The following is an 8,067-nucleotide window of genomic DNA, read 5'->3' on the forward strand; positions in this document are numbered from 1 at the left end:
AGAGAAGTTATTATGGGTGGCCTGATAAGTTATCAACATGCAGCACCAAGTGTAAGTGATTATGCATCACCGCATGGGCGTAAATAGCCTGATAAGTTTTTTCATGTGTTCACTATTATTATAAAATTCCATACACTTCTTAAAATTTTGTATGTCATTGTTATTATTCTTCTTTAGTTATTTTAGATTCATATTTTATTTATATGTATCACTATTTATAGCATGCTACCTTGTAACGCAAGGTAGCATGCTATATAGTTTCTGTTATGAAAGCTAAAAATACTATATCGCAAATGCGACGCGGCATATTGGAATTCTGCATTATCAGCTTATTAGCTGATCATGAGGTGTATACCGCAGAATTAATTGACCGCCTAAAAGCAGCGAACCTTCTGGTAACAGATGGCACGCTATACCCATTATTAAGCCGTTTACAGAAATCCGATATTCTACAATACCGCTGGGTAGAGTCGGAATCAGGGCCACCTCGAAAATATTATTCGTTAACTGACGAAGGACGAGAAGTGTTAGCTGAACTTGATCTTTCTTGGTTGGATATTAATGGCTCTGTAGAACAAATTCGAAGAGGGAATAAAAGTGAATAAAGTGATCAGTATAGAAATTGCTAAGCAAGTCTTCTGGATAGAAGATCAGGGCTTTAAAGTTTTACAAACCTATCTAGAAAAATTGAAACTGCAATTGGCGGATGAAGAGTGTGGTGACGAAATTTTTATTGATATCGAATTAAGAGTTGCCGAATTATTGTTCGAGCTTGAGGTGAGAAAAGATCGAGCAGTCACGCTAGTGCAGTTAAGAGCAATAATAAAACAAATCGGCTTTATTGATAGTGAAGAAGAAGGGGAAGAGGTAAATACCATGCCGAAACTTTATTTAGATAAGCAAAATAATATTGTTGCAGGTGTTTGTGCAGGCCTTTCAATGCGATTCGGCATTCCTGATTTTATACTGCGCTTAAGCTTTATTGGTCTTAGTTTTGCATTTGGCTTAGGTGTGTTGTTATACCTAATATTTTGGTTGTCGTTTGATAAAAACAATACCCGTAATAGTGCGTTAGCCGCACAAGGGAAAAGCGCAACGGCCAAGCGTATTGCTGCTGGCGCGGAAGTATCAATAAGACCCTTTTTGAAATTTCAACGGATTATTTTTCTGCCTTTTACCTTCTTAGGTGTATTGATCAATGTAATCGGTAATAGTTTTATTTTTCAACGAGGTATTTACATATTTCTCGTCAAAAACATTGTATTACTCCTGTCTATAATACTGCTAATTACATTAAGTGTGGGTATTGTTGAATTTAATGAAGATCAGATATATCCCTGGTGGCTGCAATGGATATTAAGCGCGTCTACTGTTTACCTGATGGTATTACTATCTGTGATCTTTATCCGAGAACATTACTTATCAACCCCATATATTAAAGTGAGTAAAGTGTTAAAGCGAGTCGCTATTATTCCTGTCGTTGTAATAAGTAGCAGTGTGGTTTTTTTAATCAGTGAAATGACTGACGAGAACAGTACTTCGGTTACTACTAACCATTTGGTGAATGACCAAACCTTTATGCTTTCATTGACAGAAGCACAGAGCAACAACTCACAAGCCAGAAAAGTAAAGTTTAATTTAAAAACAACGCAAGCGTTGAGTGATACCGTTAAGGTTTCCGTTACTTATTCAAGTAATGGACGCGGCAAGTCAGCGTTAGATAATAATATTCAGGCGATCAATTACCAATATAGTCTTAAAGATAATCGTTTGGTGATGAACCGTTACTTTGAATTGTTTGAGCAAACTTATAATCGCGGCCAGCATGTTTCTGTGTTAATAGAATTACCACAAAACATAAAGCTGATTTCTTCTCATAAGCTACGCGTTAAATTACAAGGCAATGAAGTTGGGTACGAACTATTAAATAGCAGTGATTCGAATTTGTTTTATGTCACCGCAGCTCAGTATATCCATGAAAAAAATGAAATTAATCAACAGCGCATCACTACCAATGAAAGAAGTGTTCTGACGACAAAATTTTGTCAGCAATTCTATGTTAATGGGCACAGGAGATGTTTGTTAGATCTTCCAAAGACAGCTGTTGAAAGTAGTAAGTTAAAGCAAGAATTTATTAATGAAAGCAAAGAAGTAGACGAAATTAGGCAGTATCTTGTGCAACACAAAGTTATCGCCCTTGCAGAGCTAACTCAATTGAATAGTTTCATTACCTTTCTTATGAAAAAACACCCAGATTTGGCAGAGATACAAACGTATATTCAACACTTGCTAACGGTTAAAAGTAGCTTAGCCGCAGAAAAACCAGCCCCGAGCTAAAGCCAATTTAACGAGAATAATTTCGTTCAACAATTCAACGGATTGCTTTGTGCTTACTTAACTACCAATAATAACTATCAAAAGTAGTATCAATAGTAATATTGAAAGTAATTATCAATACTAAGTAATAAGCGTAAGCACTTATAGCTGAGCACTAGCGCTTAGCTATAAGCAATCCCCTACAACAAAAATATTTCAGCATCCTAACCCTAACCGGACTTGGCGGGATAGGCGTGTCTGAAAAAGGAGATATAACATGTTATCAATTAAAGACTTAACACATACTTATGCTAATGGCGTAAAGGCATTAAACAACGTCAACTTAACTATTCCTAAAGGCATGTTTGGCTTACTTGGTCCAAATGGCGCCGGTAAATCTTCATTAATGCGTACCTTAGCGACCTTACAGCAACCTACCTCGGGTCATATTACATTTGGCGACGATGATGTACTGAGCGCGCCAGATAAACTGCGTCGTAAGTTGGGCTATTTACCACAAGATTTTGGTGTATATCCACGAGGTTCTGCTTATGAATTACTCGACCACCTTGCGGTATTAAAGGGCATCACCAATAAAAAGGAACGTAAAACAGCGGTTGAAGCTTTACTCGTTCAAACAAACCTTTTCGACGTTCGCAAAAAAAATGTAGCTACTTTTTCTGGTGGTATGCGCCAGCGTTTTGGTATTGCACAAGCTTTGCTGGGGAAGCCTCAGCTTATTATTGTTGATGAGCCAACCGCTGGCTTAGACCCGGAAGAGCGCAATCGTTTTCATAACCTGTTAGCGGATATTGGTGAAGACATAGTGGTAATTTTATCTACTCATATTGTTGAAGATGTTGCGGATCTTTGTCCCAACATGGCTGTTTTAGCGAATGGAAAAATAGTCAGCCAAGGCACACCAAAAAAACTCATTGAACAGCTTAAAGGGCGAATTTGGAAGAAGACTATCGATAAGACTGAACTGGCCCAGTATCAGCAGAATTATAACGTTATTTCAAACCACTTATGCGCTGGCAAGGTTGAGATCCGTGTTGAATTGGCAACCAAGCCAAGTGGCTTCGATGAAGCTATTGCCAATTTAGAAGATGTCTACTTCTTAGCCATTAGCCATTAGCCATTAGCCATTTATCAGGGAGTATGATCATGCTATTTAGCATTGCACGTTACGAATTTCGTTATATGTTCTTTTCACTACCAACATTAATTATCAGTTGCTTGTTGTTCGGTTTAGCGTTTTTATTTACCGCCAACGGTATTGAATTTCAAGGCACAGCACGCGGAGGAAATGTTTATATTAACTCTGGTTATATGATTGCCAAGTTCATTATTATGCTGAGTATTTTAACAACTTTTATTATTCCAACCTATATCGGAGGAGCCGTACTAAAAGACAGAGAAAGCCATTTTGACGGTATTATATTTTCTACTCCTATCACTAAAAAAGGTTATATATTTGGCCGGTTCATTGGGGGATTTAGTGCACTAACGCTCATTTTAACAACTATGCCAATTGGTATGTTTCTCGGTACTTTTTGGCCATGGGCAGTTCCAGAAACTTTTACAGCTAACGTTGCCAGTCATTACTTAACTGCCTTTTGGGGTTACATGATGCCTTCGGTACTTGCCATGTCGGCATTGATATTTGCTGTTGCCTTAATTTTTAGAAGCATGTTTTATTGCTATTTCGTTGCCTTGGCAATGGTTATTCTCTTTATCAGCGTTGATGTTTCATCGGCTATTTCTGGATTATGGGATCCCTTTATGGGAGATATATTTGGTGAAGAAACTCAATATTGGACAGCAGCTGAGCGAAATAACAATGTGCTTGGGTTTAGCGATCTTATTTTAGCTAACCGACTACTTTGGCTTACTATCGCATTGAGTGTATTTACCTTAGCTTATCGCTTTTTTTCATTCACCGTAGTTGCCAAGGTAGCTAAAGAAAACCCGGCTAAAGCATTGGAAGAAGCCAAATTAAAAGCAGCGGTTGACCTTAACATTGATGTTTCACCTAAGTGGTCTGCTACCACCCATTTAAAACAACTGGCTTATAGAACCAAATTTGAAATGTTGTCGGTATTAAAGAGTACTCCTTTTATAATATTGATGACCTTTAGTTTCTTTTTGTTGTTTTTCGCGCTTACAGGCCGGGAAACTTCATATGATGTTAATACTTATCCATTAACCCGTATTTTACTCAGTTCAATTAAACAAGCCCTAACCGGTGCATTAATGGTTGTGCTGGCCTTTTACAGTGCTGAAATAATATGGCGTGAAAGAAGCTGTAAATTCAATGAAATAATTGATGCTATGCCAACCCCTAATTGGGTGTTTGCGGTCAGCAAAATTGCGGCGCTTGCCTTAATAATGCACGCCATTGTATTACTTGGTATTGTTATCGCTATAGCATTACAAATATTAAGTGGCTATGACGACTTTCAATTGGGTAACTACATTGGCAGAGGGCTTATTTATTACACCATTGCTTACGTTTATTTAGCTGTGTTGAGTTGCCTATTTCAGGTTTTGGCGAGTAATCGTATGTTAGGCATGCTGTTATTCGTGGTGTTCATGCTCTTATTAACGATGTCACGAGACATTCTAGGTGTTGAGCATGCTTTACTTAGTTACGGTTTACCCGATATGTATGCGCCTCTTTCTGATATGAACAGTGATAGTCGATTCGCGATTGCTGGCATGTGGTTACGACTTTATTGGGGCTCAATTGCGGGAATGCTGTTGATAGTAACCTACCTGTTTTGGCCTAGAGGGTTAGTACAGTCATTTAAATTTCGCTGCCGTCAACTACGCACGTTTAAGAGTAAAGGGCTTACGTTAGCAAGTTTGGCGCTACTTACTCTTTTCATCAGCTCAGGATCGTACATTTTTTACAACACCAATAGTTTAAATACTTACTGGACGATGACAGATATAGAACAATTCAAAGTTGATTACGAAAGAAAATATCGTCAATACGAAAGTTTACCCATGCCTCGTATTGTTGACGTTAAAATGGATGTTGACATTTATCCATATAAAAGACGAGTTGAAGTGGGTTCAACACAAGTATTGCAAAATAAAACGACTCAGACAATTACCACCATTCATTTAGTCTTTCCGGTAAAAGCTAAGGTTATCTCTGTCGCTTTAGAAGGAGCCAAGCAGCAGTCGGTAGATAAGCGTTTTGGTTATTATATTTTTGAATTGCACAAACCTATGTTACCGGGTAGTGAGCGAACGCTAACGTTTGAAGGTTTGATACAACAGCAGGGTTTTAAAAATAGTCGTCAAGACATTACCCTGGTTCGTAACGGAAGCTATATAAGTAATAGGCAAATCACGCCACGTGTTGGCTTCTATCCTGGTTTGATGATTGGCGATCGGAATAAGCGCCGTGATTATGGTTTAGCACCATTGCCCCGTATGCCTAAGTTAACTGATACCAAAAGCCACGGTAATAATTATGTTAGCCACGATAGTGATTTTGTTAACTTTGAAACGACGGTTTCAACGATTGAAGGTCAACAAGCTATAGCCCCTGGTTATTTAGTAAAAGAATGGCACCAAGGAAAGCGTAGCTACTATCACTATAAAATGGATAAGCCAATTATGAATTATTATGGCTATTTATCAGCTGATTATGAAGTTAAACGCGATTCGTGGAATGGTATCGATATTGAAGTGCATTATCATAAAGCGCACGACTATAACGTAGACCGCATGATTACCAGTGCTAAAGACAGCCTAGCCTATTTCAGTGAAGCATTTGGCGCATATCAATATCGCCAACTACGAATTTTGGAGTTTCCGGGTTATAAAACATCTGCTACGGCTTATCCGAATACTATTGCGTTTTCTGAAGCTATTGGCTTTGTCGTTGATACCACAGATCCTTATCAAATAGATCTACCTTATTATGTTACTGCGCACGAGGTGGCACATCAATGGTGGGCGCATCAAGTAATGGCGGCTAATGCACAAGGCGGCACCATGTTGGTTGAAACGTTAGCGCAGTACAGTGCGTTACTTGTGATGGAACAGAAATATGGTAAACACCAACTACGTAAATTTTTAAAATTTGAATTAGACAAATATCTTCGTGGCAGAAGTAAAGATGCTGAAGGTGAGTTACCCCTCTACAAAGTGGAAAATCAGTCTTATATACATTATCGAAAAGGTGCTTTGGTTATGTATGCATTGCGAGATTATGTTGGTGAACAAACCGTTAATCGAGCACTTAAACAATTAGTAAAAAATCATGCGTTTAAATCAAAGCCGTATGCATTGTCTACCGACTTTATCGGCTATTTAAAAGAAGCTGCTGGCGCAGAGCACCATGCCTTAATCGAAGATCTCTTTGAAAAAATAACCTTTTTTGACATGAAAGTCAGTAAAAGTGAAGTAACTACATTAGCCGATGGGCGCTTCAAAGTAACGTTAGATGTTGACGTTACTAAGTACTATGAAGATGCTATTGGCAATAAAACCGAAGTGCCATTTAATCTTTCAGTAGACATTGGCTTATTTGTTAAAAAACCTTCAAGCCGTGGGTACGGAGAAAGTGATGTTATTATGTTGAAAAAGCACCGTTTAAATTCAGGACAAACGACGCTAGAATTTGTTGTTGATAAAAAGCCAAAATTTGCTGGAATCGATCCTTATAACAAACTGATTGATCGTGACTCAAATGATAACTTAATAGAGGTTGAGGTTTTTTAAAGTAGAAGGTTGATAGGTGGGAGGCAGTCACGCTATGCGGCCTCTTATTTATCATAATCAATAGAAGACAGAACGTTTAATTTTAATACCTTTATAATGAACCTATTTTAACAACGGCCTAATTAAATGTTGTCGAATAATGCAATTGACTGGTGCTTTGTGTGAATAGTTTTGTAACATAACTTGGCTTATTGGATATGGCCGATAAGCACAAGTTACTGTCGAGTGAGTGGTTTGAGCAACCGATTAGATTGTGTGAAATAAATTGCAGGTAATAAAAAAGCACCAACGAATGGTGCTTTGTTTAACAATAAATATATTAGATCAATATAACTATGCCACCCATGTTAAGTTCAGGCAATAACGGCGCACTGATACTTGTATTATTTGTTGTATCCTCATCGAATAAAAAGGTATTTTTCAAATCCCCATACATCTACTAAAACTAACGGAAAATATGGTAAAAATAATCGGATTTCAAATACACTCCCCCCATCACTACAGTAGCAACTTGTTTATACAAATTAAGATTAATAAGTTGGGTTATGCGCTATTTAAGCAGGCATGCGCATTGGCTATACCATGAGCTCGCTGCAAACCCACATGTTCACTAAATTCACATAAATGCTCAGCTGTACCAACAGCGCCAGTAAAGATACCTTCAAAATCAGTGGTGAGTTTTAACCAGCTTTCATCACTGATGTGCAGCCTTGCTAAGATACTTTCTGCTTTAGCGCTAATAGCGCCACGTTTATCCTCACGGAGAATCCGTCCTGTTTCATCAATGAGGGTTAAATAGTCTTTTAAGCTAAAGCTGATACCTACTTTTTTGTGTTGATTGGCTTTGTGTTGACGTTCATTGCCGGTAAAAGCTAATAGCAATTGTGGCTGTGTCCCTTTTATCGCGGCCTTGATACGTAATTGAATACTAGTGAAATCTGACTGCTCTGGTGTATCAGCAACCCTTGCTCGTACAGGATTTAAATCAACATAAGCCATACACGATAG

4 protein-coding genes and 1 pseudogene are annotated in these 8,067 nt (G+C 38.0%); 4 read left to right on the forward strand and 1 reads right to left on the reverse strand.

Annotated elements, in window-relative coordinates; all coding sequences use genetic code 11:
• The first annotated feature begins 266 nt into the window (after nt 1-266).
• The 4 genes from CXF85_RS09265 (at nt 267) to CXF85_RS09280 (ending at nt 7,059) form a co-directional block, all read left to right on the forward strand.
• Entirely contained in the window at nt 267-605 is a 339-nt protein-coding gene (locus tag CXF85_RS09265) for a PadR family transcriptional regulator (RefSeq protein ID WP_101228250.1), read from the forward strand.
• Nucleotides 598-2,337 carry a PspC domain-containing protein gene (locus CXF85_RS09270; protein ID WP_101228251.1) on the forward strand — a complete coding sequence of 580 codons (1,740 nt, stop codon included), beginning with the start codon at nt 598-600 and terminating at the stop codon, nt 2,335-2,337. The genes CXF85_RS09265 and CXF85_RS09270 overlap by 8 nt, the downstream gene beginning before the upstream one ends.
• A 256-nt stretch (nt 2,338-2,593) precedes the next feature.
• Nucleotides 2,594-3,454 (forward strand): ABC transporter ATP-binding protein, encoded by an 861-nt coding sequence (locus CXF85_RS09275; protein WP_101228252.1) that lies wholly within the window; start codon nt 2,594-2,596, stop codon nt 3,452-3,454.
• 29 nt (nt 3,455-3,483) lie between these two features.
• Nucleotides 3,484-7,059, forward strand: coding sequence for an ABC transporter permease/M1 family aminopeptidase (locus CXF85_RS09280; protein WP_101228253.1), 3,576 nt, complete (start codon nt 3,484-3,486; stop codon nt 7,057-7,059).
• 543 nt (nt 7,060-7,602) lie between these two features.
• On the opposite strand, the pseudogene CXF85_RS09285 reads toward CXF85_RS09280, so the two are convergent.
• A pseudogene (locus tag CXF85_RS09285) lies at nt 7,603-8,067 on the reverse strand (transposase); the annotation flags it as partial.

The organism is Colwellia sp. 75C3 (assembly GCF_002836255.1).
Classification (GTDB): domain Bacteria; phylum Pseudomonadota; class Gammaproteobacteria; order Enterobacterales; family Alteromonadaceae; genus Colwellia.